The sequence below is a fragment of the Pseudomonas weihenstephanensis genome (assembly GCF_016812185.1).
GTDB classification, from domain to species: domain Bacteria; phylum Pseudomonadota; class Gammaproteobacteria; order Pseudomonadales; family Pseudomonadaceae; genus Aquipseudomonas; species Aquipseudomonas weihenstephanensis.
Genome location: NZ_JAAEBV010000007.1, coordinates 81,359 through 97,977 on the forward strand (window position 1 = coordinate 81,359; position 16,619 = coordinate 97,977).

The following is a 16,619-nucleotide window of genomic DNA, read 5'->3' on the forward strand; positions in this document are numbered from 1 at the left end:
AGCAGGCATTAGCTTGCGATCTACAGAGCTAAGTGAAGGCAGCGTTTTTTCGCTGCCTTCCTGTCTGATAAAGTGGCACGCCATGATGGCAGTGGTTCTTGCAACGACTTACGCGCCCCAAGTGAATTGTTAGTAAATGAACAACCTAATAACGATTAGACAAAACACCACAAACTCCAGGAACGATACGAATGTCGTTTGAAAAGCTGTCTAAAATTAACATAGATGAATTCATTCACGGTTTAAGACAATCACTTCGAACGTCGTATGAGCTCATATTCGAAGATACTGAATTTGACGAATATATGCAGAGCATTCGAGTCAACATAGAGAGCGGCGATCTCGATCAGGAGCGCCTGAATGATGAGCTAATTAACTATCTTGCTTCAACTCCTCTCAGTCCCCATTACCCTTTTTTACGTGCTGCCGCTCTAACCGACTTAACCCTACAAGCTCTAGCTCGCAAGGATTATGAAGCCTTTATAGCGTTGGCTTTGCAGGCCAGCGCCTACGTTGAAGGCGCTGCTGTGCATGCGCAATTCAATTCACTACTGGATATCCCCGCTGCACTACGTCGACGAACCACGCAAGCAGCAGCGGCAGCCCGAAGTGAAACATTCCAATTAGCGAAGGATCAGGCACTGCTGTTAATCAGCCAAAGACGTCCAAGCGACGGCTGGGATGATCTGACACATGCAGCAGAGTCAATAGAAGAGGAGCTAGGCGCCTTTATAAAAAGTAACAAAATCAGTTTAACGAAAACGCGGATCGTGAGCAATCTGAGACAATGGTCTAAAGAAGACGCAAGCTTTCGAGACTCATTAAACCGTATACTTACACCTTCCGCCAGGTAGTTTTCATACTCCAAAACAGGACGACCGACGAGGCCGCCCTCTTTTCTTAACTGCCCGCTTCGGCATCTCTCCACGACCGAAAGTTCTAGCTCTTCCATCTATAACTATTCGAACGTAATATTCAATCTTAGTTAAGTAAACCGCTGCTTTTTGCAAATTCTTTCGCTTATCCTTGTCAGAGTGCTCAATCATACCAATGCCGCAAGCACGATACGCATCCTTTCTACGATTGCAATTGTAATACACCCCTCTTCCGTGGGTCGCTTTGTCGGCCCATGTCTCACCGATCATTCTGGCCCAGCCTATATCCTCCCTGACCCGAGAACCATCTAAAAAAAACATGCAGTGATAATGATATCCTTTGGACAGTCCGTACTCCAACTTCCAGGAATGCCCTAGCAATGTGTTTGTAGGAAGCTTACGCCTCAACATACCCATTAACCTTTCTCTATGCAATTTTACATCTTCGAAATCTAATTGCTCTCGCACTCCTCCACCGCCGACCAGCTTCGAATATCCTAAATCCACTCGCAGAACCAATACTCGTGATGTGTCTTTAAAAATAGCATCGATATACGCGATCAGGCTTTTGTAATTTTTATTGGAAAGTCTACGGTGTGCATTTAGCTGCTTTCTGAAAGCCGCACCACGCACCAAGAATCTAATCCGCTCAACAGCAACATTAATCGAATCGACAAGCGCAAGCAGATCACCGTGAAAGTTTTTTAGATTTCGGTGACTGTAATATTGAAAAGCATGTTCTTCAGTCGCTTGAAAGAAAACATTAACCAATGGGCTGAAATCATGAATTGGGTAATACCGCTGAATCTCCTGCTTGGCCCAGATATAAACCAACAGTTTTTCTCCCATGCTGGTCAGCTTTATTTTCTGCCCACCATAACCTTCGTGGAGATATGCCACATCATCATCAGTCTCGGCCACTTTTTGAACGAGCTTCTCTATTGCGCTAATTTTCAGTATCGCACTTCTTTCCCCATTGACTGCGATTGCTCCGGATGTACCACTATCGAAATACGATGTGGTACTTTCCAACAATGCCTCTTCAACGTATCTATCTACTCTTTTCATCCCCACCTCTGCATCATCATTCTATAATCCTGTGCCATGTGCGCACAGTTTTAGCCAGCACAACAAACGTCTCACCTGACGGAACACTCATTCATTGCTTACTTTCATTATTCGACAAACCTATTCACCATTGATAGCTCACTGACAAAAGTCAGAGCTATCAATAGGTATATATGCTCACAAATGCTTAGAGCTAATACTAATTAACACCAATAACAAAGAATCCAGAATTCCTCTATAGGAGATTCATAAGGGAGTCTAGGCACAGGAAGAAATCTGCAAAGCGTTGGTCCGGAGCAAAAAGGCATAGTTGCAGAACCACAACCATCGAGTTAGTGCTACGCCAGATACGACCAACGGCGACTCAGAGCTCAGAGTCGGTTGCCCTAGACTGAATCCAGTCGTTGATATTCGCTTCCAGCCATCCAACAGCTGAGCAGCCAAGCTTTATCGGCTTGGGGAAGGTTTTATCGTACCTGGGCGAATTGACGTTCATCCGATCATAAATTGTGGACCGCGATAAACCGATACGGTCTTGGACCTGCCTCAACCGGAGAACCCTTATTTGCCGTTGCGCCTGCGCTTCCATCGTCAACCTCTCGTGAGTCAAATTGGCTATGGATCGACTTTAAATATTCATGCGGATCGCGTGCGAAATTGTGCTTACGTAAAAAAATACACCACGCTTACGCCCTAAGAATGACGACCTGAAGAACTAACCCAAGCTTTCCTGAAGAACCAACACGCACAGCGGTTGTAGACCTAACTGGAACACGACACTTATAACCAAATAGAATATTAAAATTACCTTATATGCAAATATAAGCAGAACTGATTAAAGCGAAATATCAATACCCCATTCAAACTTATTTGAAATACATATTACTTAATTGAATATATAGATTATTCAAAGCGAAACCCCATCTACGACAATAACGCCATTACGGAAACTCAAATGAACAACTCTTGCCCGAACTGCAACTCTTCTCGCATAACCACTAGAAATATCGGACGAAAGACTGGCGGTTTCATTGGATCTATAGGAGGTGCCACAAGTGGTGCCACGGGAGCGTTATCAGGTGCAGAGCTAGGCGCAACTCTAGGTGTAACTGGTGGCCCTATAGGCATTGCGATAGGGGGTATCGCTGGCGCTCTTATCGGTGGGATATTCGGTGGAGTAGCTGGTGGCATCGCTGGCGCGACTGTTGGGGAACAGGTCGACACGAGAATACTTAACAACTTGCAGTGTTTAAGTTGTGGCCATTCTTTTACGCCCAGAAGCTAATAACTCAAAAGGCTTTGAACTTCATAAATCTTTGTTAGCGAGTTAAATAATGGCTCATCTTATCGATCAAATGGCTTATGTCGGTGCTACTCCTTGGCATGGACTTGGCAACCAACTAACGAAAAAGCAACCTCTGGAAGTCTGGCAACAGGAAGCGGGCATGAACTGGCTGATACAGGAAAGCCCGGTCCACTACAAAGCTGGGTCTGTCGGCCACCTGGGAAGCATTCACACCTTTCCTGAACAGAAAGTACTGTACCGCTCCGATACGAAAGCCGCTCTCTCGGTCGTATCTCAACGCTACCAAGTGGTGCAGCCCCGTGAGGTATTAGAGTTCTACAGAGACCTCACCGAGGTTTCAGGCTACGAGCTAGAAACGGCCGGGGTACTGAAAGGTGGTCGTAAGTTCTGGGCGCTGGCCCGAACAGGGCAAGGCACGACGCTCCGTGGTAACGACCAGGTAAATGGCTACCTGCTGCTTGCCACCTCCTGTGACGGTACGCTGGCCACGACGGCAACACCGACCACGGTGCGGGTGGTATGCAACAACACGTTGACCATAGCACTGGACGGCGTAGCCAACGCTATCAAAGTGCCGCACAGCACGCGTTTCGATTCACAAGCGGTGAAAAAGCAGCTCGGTATCGCCGTCTCTCAATGGGACGAGTTCATTTACCGAATGAAAAATCTGTCTGAGCGAAAGGTTCAGTGGCCCGAGGCGATGAGTTTCTTCATGAACGTACTGTGTGACACCAGCCCTGATAGTCCGCTACCGACAGTCCTGCCTAATGAGCGGGCATTGCGGAAGGTGCAAAGTCTATACGAAGGACAGGGACGCGGATCGACATTGGAGTCGGCTCAGGGTACTGCCTGGGGGTTACTCAACGCTGTAACGGAGTATGTGGACCACGAGCGTCGAGCTCGAAGTAGTGAGTACCGCATGGATTCCGCATGGTTCGGCCAGGGGGCAATTCTCAAGCAACGAGCACTAAATGCGGCCCTAAAGCTTGCGGCATAAAGCAACGGCCTCTTAGCCCGAATCAAACAGGCTGGGAGGTCGTCGTTGGGAAGACAGTGATTTTCAAAGCCCGGCGTCACCCAGCAGCTCAGATGGCTTGCGTTGGATCGCTTTGGCAATGCGCAAGATATTCAAGAACGTAACATTTCGTTCTCCACGCTCGATTTTTCCCATATGGGACCGATCGATCTGCGCGAAGTCGGCTAATGCTTCCTGGGAAAGCCCAAGCTCAAGTCGACGAGCACGCACAGCAGCCCCCAAACGTACAAGGTCACGGTCTTTATCAAGGCTTGCGGAGATTCTTTCCATGCCGAGAATCGTTGCGCTATGATGCCTAAACGACCACGGTATTTACGACCCTTTTTTGGATTCGTTGACGTAGCGTGCGAGACCCCAACCGAGCCCCTCACGGCATCAACGCCAAGTCTTCAAAACTAAGGTAAGGAAAGCAACAGAAGCTATGAAAATTTCTAATGTACTTTTCGCAACAGCACTCATAATTTTATCGACGCAATCTAAAGCAGATCTTTGGAGCCAATATCAAACCCCGAACGCTATAAAATGTGAAGTTTTAAGAAGCAACATTAAGCACTGTACCGATTCAACTAGACCAGAAAAACATGTAGTACAGTACCAAGACCAAAGTGGTCAATCCACAATGCGAGAAGAGTCTACTATTGAGGTCGTCACATGCATTCCACAGCTAGATAAATGCATAGACAACAGTCGTAACTATCGTGGCAAAAGCAATACTGAAAAAGACATGAAGTACGTTGTGTACTTAGATTTTTATGTCCATCCAGGAACCGACGGAACTGACTGGGCATATAAAAATGGTACAGGGCCTTTATTCGGAGGAGCTCCAGCAGGCAACAACGTAGCAACACCTATGACCTCCTCTGTGAAAGCAACGCCAACAGCTAACGGTACTTACGACATCTGGTGCGACCCACAAGGCGATAGCTGCGACCTGACCATTGACGGAGGGAGTGATCAAGTCAGTCGCGCCAGGTTGCCTGTGTATGTCCCGGTGGCTTCCGACACAAGCAATTGCACTATGGAGTTCTGTTATAACTCCAAGCAAGACGTAATTGGCCTCAACCCTGACTACCATCTCTGGAAAAAATAGCTCCTGGGCCTACTCTAATGTTTATAGCTGAGGCGTGATTTTCTATCAGTAGAAGTCACGCCCCCGTCAAAGCCATTAAAAATTCAATAATTTTTTGACATGCATATCAAGAGCTAAAAGCTCACTTTCGGCCGCACCATTAAGCCTAGCGGTGATCTCAAGTGATAAATCTCGGATCGCCCTAATTTGCGCATTACTTTCATCGTAGCGTGGGATATTCAAGTATTCCGCCACGCTCACCCCTAAACTTAACCGAGAAGCATAGGCCGATACTGTGCTGGAAATCACAGGAGCATTTAGAAAGCCGGTTAGATATGCAGCCTCTCCCTCGGTTTCAGCGGGAATAAAGTAAAGTTTGTGATCCGGGATCACTATTTTTTCACCAGAAAAGCTAGTAACCGCACTTCCTACATAGGCTGCGGCAAAAACTTTTCCGATCTCACGCCACAATACCTTGTAAGGCGAAAACGTATATGCACCAGTGCTCCATAGTGAATAAAACGCCTGCCCCTTTTGGAACCTCTTGAGGCTAGAGCGACCTTCAAGATGGGATTTAAAACGATTCAAAAATTTGAACACCAACGGAGAATGAACCGCGAGTTCAGTATCTCCATGCATCCCACGCTGAGGAACTATGATACGTAGATGCTCGTCCGGAACAGCACAAAACGGTCTGACTCCCTGACCTCTGAGTAGCGGAAAAAGGTGTTCGGACTCAATTCGAGCGGTTATCTCCGGAATACCTTTCGTTTTACCGATGGAGGCGGCATTTCGTACTGTAACTGTATTTTCATCGCCCTCCTCCGCCTCATAGACCCAAAACACTCCGTTACGGTCTGCCGTAACGCCTTTGCGAGCTTGGTACACTCGCTCTGCACCAGCAAAAACTTTAGCGAACACCACCTGCTCTTCATGCGGGCCGGTAAGCCAAGGTCGGCCTCCCTCCCCACCCGGCACAGGAACAGCCGTATATTCGATCTGAGTTGCAGCTCGACGAAACTCCTCAGCACTCCTTGACCTCCGTAAAGTTGAGGCCGGCACATCACCCGTAGTCCAGACACGGTACGGTACAGGAAAAACAGTCGAAGCATCTCGTTCTAGAGCCAGGAAACGAGGCATGTTGGTCACACCGTCGAATGGACTGATTGCATCAAAATCCTCAACCAATAACACTTTACAGTTCACGTTATTGGGACCGACAGAGAATCTGCGGAAGCCAGCGCTTGAGGGAGTAGTAAAGACCGAGCCGGGCAGGAAAAAGCCAAGCCGCCCCGAGGGGGCCAGGTAATGATAGATCGCTTGGTAAGTCACAACTGTGGAAATATCTGCCTCGATTCCACCGACCCATTTATCGTTACTGAAAACACCAAGCTGCTTGCATTGCGCCTGAATCGTCTTGGTGTATTCCTCCGGAAGATTGCTCCATTTCACCCAGGGAGGATTACCGCAAACATGACTCGATGGTGGGATGGCACCCGCCGCAAAACGATCAGCAAGAATGGCGCACCAAATCCCATTCCATCCTTGCTCATGGAGCGACACTAGGTTTCCGACAGTCGTCTCGACAGTTTGAATATCGTAATCATCCAACTGCATTCCCTTAAGATCAGGTCGAATCGCACTGTTTATTTTAGCGGCAATAACATCTGCATCGATTAACCCCCGGATTCTTGTAAATACCTTGAAGAATTCCGCATGGCTAATCATCGCCTCCGGCACTGAAAACTCTCTAGGGCCGACCTCGGTCTGCATGACATAGCTGTAGCTTGGGAAAAGACCGCTGCTTACGCGAGCAGGGTTTATGGCGTCAGCCAAGTAGACCGGCAAGCGTATAGGATCAGCAGGATCCAAAAATGGGGAAAGAAATACAGCCAGGGATCCCTTGGCGGCAAGTACTGCTAACGGATTCAAATCGATTCCATGCAGCCCCAAAAGCAGAGACTTTGCAGTGGCGCTATCGCCTTGCTGTAATCGACGCCGACGCAGCGCCTCCAACAGGAACGTGCCTGAGCCGCATGTCGGATCAGTAAGCGAGTCTTCCGCCCCCCACTCAATGAGATCCATCCCATGCTCGGCAAGCCAGTCAGGTGTATAGAACTCCCCAAGAGCGTGCCGGACTTCGCGAGGAATAAAGCGCTCGTATATTCCCTTAAATAAATCTCGCGTAGTATTCGGATGTTTTTTTGCGATTGTGAAGTCGACTCCGGAGAGCTTCCCAAACAATGCGTCTAAATGAGGACTGTAATCCTCCCAGCCACTATCATCTAAATACCAAGCAAAAAAATCGCCGCTGAGCATATTTAGAATACCTGAGTGCTCAAAAAGCTCGCCCGTTTCAACTGCACGCAAACGATCAACCACTGGCACAGTCGAATCCAGAAGATTTTGGCTCGGCCGAGGAAGAGCGCATGCAGTGACAATTTTGGCGATTATCGCAATATAAGTATTCAGAGCAAAAAGATAAGCAGCAGGATTTTCATCATAGGGTTGATCATGGGATATTTCTTGCCGAGCAAGCAGCGTCTTCATATTAGCAGGCTGAAAACCGACAACTTGACTAAAAAGCCTGCGCCACTCTGTAAAAAGCATCTTCGTTTTGGAAGTACGAGAGGTCGACTCCGCTCGACATATACTGTCGTAAAGAGCAGGAATTAGAGCAATCCCATGATCGGAATCTGGCCCAACCAGCGCCTGTAATAGCTGAGGGTGAACAAGCGGACGGCCATCCTGCTCAAGTAAAGCCAATAATCGATTTGCGGCGCTGATGTCAAAAGGAATGACACCATCCCATTGCGGGCATGCATCTTCAAAACTGCCAAAGCTGATATGGGATCCATCCCATATAACTAATACATAGTCTTCTAAAAGACGGCCTTCTTCGGCCGAGATAAGGACAGCGTATTCTTCAGCTTGATCACGAGCATGCTTAGCCTTGCTATTGAGACGTCCAGTGAACGATCTCGGAGGCTCATACTCGATTACCACTGCTCCATGTGCTACATCAGCAAACTTAGTGGGTTTACCGGCTTCTTTAAGCGCTCTTTCCAGCTGGAATGGCGTCCATGGAATATTTCGTGCTTCGCAAGCTACCTTAAGAGCACCTTCCAGCTCATGTCGCAACTGCGCCTCGTTCCTTGCGGCCTCAGAAGCAGACGCAACTTTACTGACGAGCTGTGATGCAATTTTTGGCACTGCCATAACCCTATTAGAATTGACGTAATTTTTATCGTCGCAGAAGACTAGAGAATCCAAACGCCGTCAGCGCCTCTACCTTGTTCAGATTTTTCTACGCCGTGCTCTTCAATCCAGCTCCGGTAAAGAGATGTTTGAAAATTGCCTCAGCAAGCATTGGCGGTACGGCATTACCAATCTGAGTAAACTTCGAGTCGGTATCGCCTACCGGCTCGAAATCACGCCCAAATGTTTGAATGCGGGAGCACTCTCTCCAGGAGAGTCGTCTCGGTAGTTCAAGGATAGGTCGAGTAGGGTCTGCGGATAGGTGTTCATACTCGTCCGAAAAGTCCCACCTTTGCTTCCACCCATCAGCCAAATTCGACCATGTCAGTTTCATTACTGGACTTGCTGGATGCAGCGTTATATGCCGCGAATTAGCAACCACTGTATACGCTGGTTCACTCCACTTAGCTTTACGGTTCCGGGACATAAAGTACCAAGAAAAATGGCCTTCAGGATCATGCGGACGCTCATAAAACTCTCCCTCAGGCCATAGAGGCAAATCCAAAATTGCATCGCCATGAGAAGTATAAGGCTTCAGATCAGGGTTTTTCTTTGTTGCCTTCCCGTGTGTTTCAGGCGGAAATTCAAAAACTTGGTTTAGGTCCTTCCTTACTCCGACAATAATTAGACGCTTGCGAGATTGAGGAACGCCATATGCCTTGGCGTTTATGAGGTGATGACTCACAACATAGCCCTCCTGCCTGTAGGCCGTCTCCTGTTCCTCCAGAAAGCTACCCGCCCCCAATTGCTTCAATCCAGAAACATTCTCCGCCACGAAATATTTAGGACGGACGAGGCTGATTACTCGCAAAAACTGCTTATAGAGGTTCGTGCGCTCGTCTCTCTTGGGGTCCCTGTTGCCAGCCATAGAAAAAGACTGGCATGGATATCCGCCGACGACGACATCGGCACTCGGAAATGCGAGGATCTGCGATATATCGCCATTCCTCACATCAGTATCAGGAAAATACTTTTCCAGCGTTTTACACGCATCCTTAAGGATGTCGTTTGCAAAAACGATGTGGCCTCCGGCGGCCTCGATACCGAAGTCCATTCCGCCGCATCCGGAAAATAAAGACAGGACCCGGATTTCTTCCCCATCTTTCTCAAAAATATTATTCACGTTGACCCGCATCAGATTTCTTTTCTTCCGAGCTCTCGCCCTGCGCCAAAAGCGGCCAGCGCGCTTTCAAGTACCCATCGACCGCATCCCGTACCACCCATGCAAGCGAGACCCGGTGTTCTGCCGCGATCTTTTCCAGCACGGAGTACTGCTCTTCAGGAAAGCTTATGGATGCACGAACGCTACGCTCATGAGCGCCTGCGTCCTGCCGTCTTCGCTGTATCGACATAACATGCATACTCGCAAAATTCTCTCACCACCTTACACCAAAGTGGTGAACTGTGGATACATCCAGCAGTCTAAAAAACCGTGACGATTCTTGACGACCTATGGGACATTCGTAAGGACGATCCGTCGACCTATCCATCGCTGTACCCGGCATTGCCTCACGACATCACAAAATGGGGGACAAAAACATCAACAACCATAATCCCCAGCAAAACAAGGTCAAAACTCAATAACAACGCCGCCCACAAGCCGGGCTAACCTAAAATCTAAATGGCAAGAACATGATGGATTTAGACGCGATACTGACGTTACAAAGGGGCATCTGCTTTGCTCGGCTCCCACGGTCAGGTGGAACATCATCGACCTGGCCGATCACGCCTCAAAGCATTTCAAATGGACTTGGTATTCCAAAGAGTATTCCAAGAAAAAACAAAATACGTACAAACCTATAAAAACCAATAAGTTATGAATCCAGTTCAGATTACCCCGGCCCACCACTTTTACATCTAAAGACGTCCACGGGCGTCTTTTTTTGTGCCTGAAATCGAGCAAAATCAAGGCTTTAGGGTCTACTGGCATCCTTAGACGTCCCGCACGATCTACGACATCGAGTATTCCAAGCCCTTCAGTAGTAATTGTTGGAACACCTAATGTGCGCCCAAGCCACTTGCCTCTCTGATCGCCAGCTCAAAGCGGTAAAGCCGACGTTTGGACAACGCAACGTCGAACTGATGTGGTTGACAGGGCGTTTAATGCCCGATTTCAAGACCATCGCCAACTTCCGAAAAGACAACAGAGGTGTCTGCCGCCAGTTCGTTGTGCTGCGTCAGCAGTTGGGACTGTTCGGAGAACATCTGGTCGCCATCGATGGCAGCACATTCAAATCAGTCAACAACTGCGACCGCAATTTCACCAGCGCCAATCTGAAGCGGCGAATGGAAAAAATTGAATCGAGTATCAACCGTTACCTGACTGCACTCGATGCTGCTGATCGGCAAGAACCAACAACTTCCGAGCCCAGCGCCGTGCGGCTGGAAGAGACAATCGCCAAGCTTAAAACTCAAATGAAAGAGCTTCAGGCGATCGAAATTCAGCTCAATGGATCACCGGATAAACAGGTCTCACTGACCGATCCAGACAGCCGATCCATGATGACGCGCGGCACGGGAATTGTTGGTTACAACGGCAGACTGCGGTCGATACCCAGCACCATTTGATCGTTGCGCACGAAGCGGCAAACAACAGGTTGTCGACGGCCAGGGGTCACCATAGAGCGATGTCGTAGGTAAAGTAAATCCGGTTGCTATCTCGGCCACGGGAATAATCAGAGCGATAAACATAGTTACGCAACCGCACACCCAGACCTTTGAAGATGCCTTGTTGCACTACGTAAGCGAGTTCAGCGTCACGCTCACACTCTTTTACCGTGGTACTGGACTTACCGTCGTTGCCGCTTAGATAACGGGTGGAGAACGTCAGGCCTGGCACGCCGACAGCAGCAAAGTTATAGCCGTAATTAAGCATCCACGTTTTTTCATCCTCCTCGATGAACTTGCCTATGCCGGCGTTACTGAACGAGTAGACCGTTGCACCACTGATATAGGGCAACCCGGCATCACCACTCAGAGTCTGGTATCCACCACCAAAGGTATGGCCCGAGATTGCGTAGGACAGTTGCCCGCTCAACATGTTGTTGTCGATCTTGCCGCCGGAGGCAGTACCGGTATCGACACTGTTGAAGTAGCGCAAGTCACTGGTGAGCACGCCGCCGCCCATGGGTAGGTCGTGCTGGATACCTGCAAAATTCTGACGGTAAAAGTTTTCCAGTTCACCGTAGAAATAACTCAAACGGATGTTTTTCCCCAGTTTGTATTCGGCCCCTGCATAGCCGAAGCCCCCTGATTTATCTCCGCCATAACCGTCGGGCACAATAGGCATGCTGCCGGTAGAATCACGAAGTTTGAATCGATCCAGGTAGCCCCCAGTGAGGGTGAGGTTCTCGATGTCGACGCTACTGATCTGAGTGCCTTGGTACGTTTGCGGCAACAGACGCGCATCGTTGTAGATCAGCACCGGTGTCTTGGGGAACAAGGTGCCGTATTTGACCGTAGTCTTGGCCATTTGGGCTTTGGCAGTCATACCCAGACTTGCGAATTCGTCAGCCGCACGACCGTCATTATGCACGGGCAACAAGCCAGTGCCGCTGCGGCCCCGGCCGGAGTCGAGCTTGACCCCGAACAGGCCGAGAGCATCAACACCAAACCCGATAGTGCCAGGCGTAAATCCCGACTGGTAATCCAGCAGAACCCCCTGGGCCCACTCGGTTCGTTCGCTCTTCGCCGTCCTTGCGGATTTGGCACTCATGCCATGCTCGTCGCGGAAATTCTCATTGAAATAGACGTTGCGCAATTGCAGCTTGAGCTTGCTGTCGTCGATAAATCCTTCTGCACTGGCATGGGCCAGTGGCAAAAAACCAAGAAGTGAAAACAGCGCCCGTTGGATATGCAAAGTGGTCATTGGCAAACTACTCATTGTTGTTATTTGGAGTGCAGAACAGCGCACGCCTCGCAAGCGAAGCGCGTCAGGAGAAACAGATGCTTGGGATAAATCAGGAGAAGATACTGATCGCCCCGGTCAGCAGGGCTAGCGCGGTGACGACTAATGAAGTGAGTACCGCCCATTTGACAGTGGCTTTCTGGAAATCGCCGATATCACGATCGACCATACCCACCAGCAACAGAGTTGAGGCTACCAACGGACTCATCAGGTGTACTGGCTGACCAAGAATCGACGCGCGGGCGATTTCCACGGGGTCAATGCCATAGGCAGCAGCGGCATTCGCCAGGATGGGGACCACACCAAAGTAGTAAGCATCGTTGGACAGAACAAAGGTCAGCGGCATGCTGGTGATCGCCACTACCAGTGGGAACAGATGACCCCACGATGGCGGAATCCAGTCCACTAGCGTTTGCGCCAGAGAGTCGACCATCTTGGTGCCCGAGAAGATCCCGGCAAAGATACCGGCGGCAAACACCAGCAGCACCACCGTCATCGCATTGCCGGAATGGGCGAGAATGCGCTCTTTCTGAATATCCAGTTGCGGGTAGTTGATCATCAGTGCCAGGACAAAGCCGATCAGGAACAGGATCGCAGAGTGCATGATCCCCATTACCAGCGCGACCATGACCGCGGTCACCAGCAACAGGTTCACGTATGCAAGTTTAGGCCGCTTGTGCGGGGTATCGCCCAAGATCGCGTCGATGTAGCAATTACCGCCACCGCTCTGTAGCTGCACATTACCGATGCGCCTACGCTCGGCCCGGCCCAGGAGGAAAGCGGTGAACACTACCCACATCGCGCCGCCGATCATGGTCGGCAGCAAGGGCACAAAGTACTCGCCGGCATCCAGGCCTAGTGCCGCGATCGCCCTTGTAGCGGGCCCACCCCATGGGGTCATGCCGCTCATGATGCTCAAGGACAACATGGCAATGGTCGCCAGAATCATCGGGTTCATGCCGATACGCCTGTACAACGGCAGCATTGCCGCGCAGGTGATCATGTAGGTGGTTGTGCCGTCGCCGTCGAGGGCGACCACCAGTGACAGCAGCGCAGTGCCGATAGCGATTTTCATCGGATCGCCGTTTACACGCTTGAGGATTTTGCGAATCAACGGGTCGAACAACCCGGCATCAATCATCAGGCCGAAGAACAGGATGGCAAACAGCAGAAGCGCAGCCGAAGGCGCAACCATCTTCAGGCCGTCTAGCATCATCTTGCCCGTACTGTCAGCAAAACCGCCAATCACCGCAAACACAATCGGCACCACCGTCAGGGCGACAATCGGCGATAAGCGTTTCGACATTATCAGGTAGGTGAAAACCACCACCATGGTCAAACCAAGAAATGCGAGCATAGGTCAATTCTCTTGTTCTTATCATTAGCGTGGGCGATGCGCAGGCGCACGACCTCGAACCCGCACGATCAACGGTGCCTGGCGGGGAGTTGAATGAAATGTTTGTTGGGGGGGTCAGCCGTGTCCGGTCAGACGTGTGCCGCGCCCGAGGGAGCGTTTATCGCTCATGCCGGCGATACCGGTGACGATGGTGCAGAACACCACCGGAGCGATCATCATCTTGATGAAGGCGTCGTCAAGCGGCTTCAAGGCAATGGCCTGTTGCGACCCAACATGCCCGACCAGCGCACCCAACAGCACGGCGAGGAGAATCTGGAAGTAGAGCGATTTTACAAGTTTCATGGCATCACCCATTTTTAGAATTGTGCTGATGCAAGAACCGCCAGGACCAAGGGAAATTATCCGGCAAGTCGTTGGGAAACCGTGGCGTAGACAAAACCGGAGAACAGCCTGCGCGATGTACGCACCACAGAGGCACGAATTGTCGCCCCCTGATCTCCGGTGTAGGACAATGCGACATCTATCCCGCCACTAGGATGTTCAATGCGTACTTGCTTCAAGCGCGGCTCGCTAACCTCGCCGAGCAATTGCGCGACCACACTGCCCTCAGTGACACAAGCGGTGGCAAGGCCGATGGAGCCGGTGATCGCCAAGGCTCGATGGCAGTTGTGTGGCATGAAGTAGCGCACCTGGATTGTGCCGCCAGTCTTGGCCGGTGACACCAATACTGGCTTGGGAATCACTTTGTTGCTGACGTCACCCAGTCCCATTGCCAGGCCAACTTGGAGTCGCAAGGACTCCAGGCGGCGCATGAACTCTTTGTCGGCATCCAGTTCAGCAGGACTTTCATCGCCGCGCTTACCCAGTTGGCCGGCTTCGACAATCAACATCGGCATCGCCATGTCGATGCAGGTGACTGGAATACCGTCGATCAAATCTTGCGTTTGCCCCGTCGGGAAAAGTTTGCCGGTCTTGCTGCCCGCAGCATTCAGGAAGGTCAGTTGCACAGGAGCGGCGGTACCCGGCACACCATCGATGGCGGTGTCACCTTCATAGCTGACCTTCCCTGCGGGCGTCTGTACCTCGCAGTTCACAAAAGTCCCCGTGTTGAGGTTGCGAATACGCACACGGGTCAAGTCTTTAGAGGCTTTTACCAGCCCCTGCTCGATGGCGAACGGGCCAACGGCGCAAAGCATGTTGCCGCAATTAGGCGCGGTGTCGACTCGACGCTGGGAAACCATTACTTGGACGAACAGATAGTCGACATCCGCCTCCGGATGCAGCGACGGGCTAACGATCGCCACCTTGCTGGTTTGTGGGCTACCGCCACCGATGCCATCAATTTCCAGCTCATGACCAGAGCCCATCACGTTGAGCAGAAGTTCATCACGGTCTTCGATCGCAACAGGTAGATCCCGGGCGAGGAACACTGGGCCCTTGGAAGTACCACCGCGCATTAGCACACAGGGAATTCGTTGCATGAATACTGACTCTTGTTGATCAATCGGGGTAATTGATGTCTTGTGAGCAAGAGTCGCAGGCTGGTGAAGTTGTTTCCAATGCAAATATCAGCCTGATTATTGCGTTTTGCGAATGATAGCTCTAGGCATACTGGGCTTAACAACTCTTGGCTAGTGAGACAAAAAAGTGAATTATGAGCTCAATGACATCCGATCTTTCGTGAAGATCGCAGAACTTGGAAGCTTCCACGAAGCTGCCGATGCATTGCATCTCTCTCAACCCGCGTTGAGTCGCAGAATGAAAAAGCTTGAGGAGGGATTGGGAACAGCGCTTCTGGATCGCACGACAAGAAGGGTAAGCCTCACCAGCGTTGGGCGAGACTTCCTGCCCAAGGCGCGACGCTTATTGGATGACTTCGACGACTCGATACTTAACATCCGAGAGTTGGCGGAGCGACAGAGCGGCCGTGTAACCCTCGCCTGTATCCCCACCGCAGCCTTCTACTTTCTCCCTTCGGTAATCCGCCTCTACAACGAGCGCTATCCACAAATCCGCATTCGCTTGCTTGATCTTAGTGCGAACGAAGGATTGGAGGCTGTTCTGCGTGGCGAAGCCGACTTTGGCATCAACATGATGAGCGGACAGCACCCAGACATAGAGTTCGTGCCGTTGGTCAACGAGCCTTTTGTTTTAGCTTGTCGACGCGATCATGAGCTGGCCGAGCGTAGCTCGGTAACCTGGTCTGAACTCAGCAATTACCGCCTTATCGGGGTCGGTCGCCTAAGCGGCAACCGCATGCTGCTTGACCACGCTTTGTCAGGCTTGAGCTGGCGTCCACAGTGGTTCTATGAGGTTCAACACCTGTCTACATCGCTGGGTCTGGTAGAAGCGGGATTAGGTGTCTCGGCAATGCCGAGCCTCGCAATGCCTGCTGTGGATCATCCAACATTGGTAAGCGTCCCTTTGATAGAGCCTATTGTGAACCGATCGTTGGGACTGGTTTACCGAAGAGGTGCCTCGCTGTCTCCGGCAGCGGAAAAATTCGTCTCAATACTGCTGGAACAGTGGGAGAAATGACCCGCACCAAACACCGCGATCACCCTGGCCAGCGCTGTTTCAGTGTCGTCACGCATGCCCATGAGCTCATGCGCGATGAGAGGCGCAGTGCACCGCCCACCCAGAAAAGTGGCTTAATGCTAGCATCTGAATACAGCCGTTTTTCAAACTGCCAAGGCGCACGACCTTAACGCGTACGCTCGGCCACATAATCCCTGAGTACAAC

General features: G+C 50.6%; 14 protein-coding genes and 2 pseudogenes. 6 read left to right on the forward strand and 10 right to left on the reverse strand.

The genetic code is table 11. The features are described 5' to 3' along the window. Positions 1–191: 191 nt before the first annotated feature. Entirely contained in the window at positions 192–854 is a 663-nt protein-coding gene (locus GYN01_RS19940; RefSeq protein ID WP_090399716.1) for a hypothetical protein, read from the forward strand. A 3-nt stretch (positions 855–857) separates the two neighbouring features. Here GYN01_RS19940 and GYN01_RS19945 read toward each other — a convergent pair whose 3' ends face one another. Both GYN01_RS19945 and GYN01_RS19950 read right to left on the reverse strand, forming a co-directional pair. After that, positions 858–1,943: a YagK/YfjJ domain-containing protein gene (locus tag GYN01_RS19945; RefSeq protein ID WP_203307650.1), complete on the reverse strand. Its 1,086-nt coding sequence runs from the start codon at positions 1,941–1,943 to the stop codon at positions 858–860. Between the two features lie 364 nt (positions 1,944–2,307). Further along, complete coding sequence (locus GYN01_RS19950) at positions 2,308–2,532, reverse strand: helix-turn-helix transcriptional regulator (protein ID WP_090399712.1); 225 nt, start codon at positions 2,530–2,532, stop codon at positions 2,308–2,310. Between the two features lie 366 nt (positions 2,533–2,898). Here GYN01_RS19950 and GYN01_RS22380 point away from each other — a divergent pair, with 366 nt between their 5' ends. Both GYN01_RS22380 and GYN01_RS19955 read left to right on the forward strand, forming a co-directional pair. Further along, positions 2,899–3,228 (forward strand): hypothetical protein, encoded by a 330-nt coding sequence (locus tag GYN01_RS22380; RefSeq protein ID WP_090399709.1) that lies wholly within the window; start codon positions 2,899–2,901, stop codon positions 3,226–3,228. Positions 3,229–3,277: 49 nt separating this feature from the next. Further along, on the forward strand, positions 3,278–4,246 hold the full coding sequence (locus GYN01_RS19955; RefSeq protein ID WP_203307651.1) for a DUF932 domain-containing protein: 969 nt from the start codon (positions 3,278–3,280) through the stop codon (positions 4,244–4,246). A 63-nt stretch (positions 4,247–4,309) separates the two neighbouring features. Here GYN01_RS19955 and GYN01_RS19960 read toward each other — a convergent pair whose 3' ends face one another. Further along, a complete protein-coding gene (locus GYN01_RS19960; RefSeq protein ID WP_090399705.1) occupies positions 4,310–4,555 on the reverse strand; it encodes a helix-turn-helix domain-containing protein in 246 nt (81 codons plus the stop codon). Between the two features lie 151 nt (positions 4,556–4,706). On the opposite strand from GYN01_RS19960, the gene GYN01_RS19965 reads away from it, so the two are divergent. Then, positions 4,707–5,375 (forward strand): hypothetical protein, encoded by a 669-nt coding sequence (locus tag GYN01_RS19965; RefSeq protein WP_143513823.1) that lies wholly within the window; start codon positions 4,707–4,709, stop codon positions 5,373–5,375. A gap of 75 nt (positions 5,376–5,450) precedes the next feature. Here the strand turns inward: GYN01_RS19965 and GYN01_RS19970 are convergent, their stop codons facing one another. The 3 genes from GYN01_RS19970 to GYN01_RS19980 all read right to left on the reverse strand — a co-directional run bounded on the left by GYN01_RS19970 (position 5,451) and on the right by GYN01_RS19980 (position 9,877). After that, complete coding sequence (locus tag GYN01_RS19970) at positions 5,451–8,567, reverse strand: N-6 DNA methylase (protein WP_203307652.1); 3,117 nt, start codon at positions 8,565–8,567, stop codon at positions 5,451–5,453. A gap of 94 nt (positions 8,568–8,661) precedes the next feature. Continuing rightward, the gene (locus tag GYN01_RS19975) at positions 8,662–9,735 is read right to left on the reverse strand and encodes a DNA cytosine methyltransferase (RefSeq protein ID WP_090399824.1); all 1,074 of its coding nucleotides are present in this window, start codon (positions 9,733–9,735) and stop codon (positions 8,662–8,664) included. Then, complete coding sequence (locus GYN01_RS19980; RefSeq protein ID WP_162207700.1) at positions 9,728–9,877, reverse strand: hypothetical protein; 150 nt, start codon at positions 9,875–9,877, stop codon at positions 9,728–9,730. The genes GYN01_RS19975 and GYN01_RS19980 overlap by 8 nt, the downstream gene beginning before the upstream one ends. A 799-nt stretch (positions 9,878–10,676) precedes the next feature. Between GYN01_RS19980 and GYN01_RS19985 the strand changes: the two are divergent. Continuing rightward, positions 10,677–11,203 (forward strand): annotated as a pseudogene (locus tag GYN01_RS19985) (IS5/IS1182 family transposase); the annotation flags it as partial. A gap of 23 nt (positions 11,204–11,226) precedes the next feature. Here GYN01_RS19985 and GYN01_RS19990 read toward each other — a convergent pair. The 4 genes and pseudogenes from GYN01_RS19990 to GYN01_RS20005 form a co-directional block, all read right to left on the reverse strand. After that, positions 11,227–12,480, reverse strand: coding sequence for an OprD family porin (locus tag GYN01_RS19990; protein WP_203307653.1), 1,254 nt, complete (start codon positions 12,478–12,480; stop codon positions 11,227–11,229). Positions 12,481–12,571: 91 nt separating this feature from the next. Then, positions 12,572–13,876 carry a CitMHS family transporter gene (locus GYN01_RS19995; RefSeq protein WP_203307654.1) on the reverse strand — a complete coding sequence of 435 codons (1,305 nt, stop codon included), beginning with the start codon at positions 13,874–13,876 and terminating at the stop codon, positions 12,572–12,574. Between the two features lie 141 nt (positions 13,877–14,017). Then, positions 14,018–14,230 (reverse strand): annotated as a pseudogene (locus tag GYN01_RS20000) (cation:dicarboxylate symporter family transporter); the annotation flags it as partial. Positions 14,231–14,274: 44 nt separating this feature from the next. After that, positions 14,275–15,357, reverse strand: coding sequence for a 4-oxalomesaconate tautomerase (locus tag GYN01_RS20005; RefSeq protein ID WP_203307655.1), 1,083 nt, complete (start codon positions 15,355–15,357; stop codon positions 14,275–14,277). A 166-nt stretch (positions 15,358–15,523) separates the two neighbouring features. Between GYN01_RS20005 and GYN01_RS20010 the strand changes: the two genes are divergently transcribed. Further along, complete coding sequence (locus tag GYN01_RS20010; protein WP_015095835.1) at positions 15,524–16,414, forward strand: LysR family transcriptional regulator; 891 nt, start codon at positions 15,524–15,526, stop codon at positions 16,412–16,414. Positions 16,415–16,619 lie beyond the last annotated feature (205 nt).